Genomic DNA, 582 nt, shown 5'->3' on the forward strand with positions numbered 1-582 from the left:
TTTTGAGATTGATGCTTGCGTTAATATCCCTTTGGTGATGAGTATGGCATTTTGGACACTCCCATTCACGCAAAGCAAGATTTTTAACGTCTTTATGCTTATGACCACAATTAGAGCAGAGTTGACTGCTCGGAAAATTTTTCGCTACAGTAACGACTTGCTTTCCGTACCATTTCGCTTTATATTCAAGCATTGTTCTGAATTGCGACCATGATACTTCACTAATGGCTTTTGCAAGATTATGATTTTTGAGCATGTTAGATACAGACAAATCTTCAATCCCTATAATGTCGTGGTTTTTGACAATATCAGTTGAGATTTTATCTAACATATCTTTTCTTGCATTAGCGACCTTTTCATGAATTCGAGCAACTTTAATTTTAGCTTTGTACCAATTTGCGCCACCAATGGTTCGTCTACTCATGATTCGTTGTGCTGTGGCTAATTTTTCTTCTAGTGAACGGAAAAACATTGGATTAGCATAGATAGTTCTATCTGAAAGAATCGCAAAATCTTTTAATCCAACATCGATTCCGACAGCTGAACCAGTCTTAGGAAGCTCTATTATTTCTGTTTCAGTTG

General features: G+C 36.6%; 1 protein-coding gene. It reads right to left on the bottom strand.

Annotation, left to right across the window (positions count from 1 at the left end; all coding sequences use genetic code 11):
* Nucleotides 1–582: RNA-guided endonuclease TnpB family protein (locus ACJ2A9_RS23745; protein WP_441424119.1), on the bottom strand; the 582-nt coding region annotated here is incomplete at both ends.

Source organism: Anaerobacillus sp. MEB173, from assembly GCF_052119505.1.
GTDB lineage: Bacteria > Bacillota > Bacilli > Bacillales > JBJMAU01 > JBJMAU01.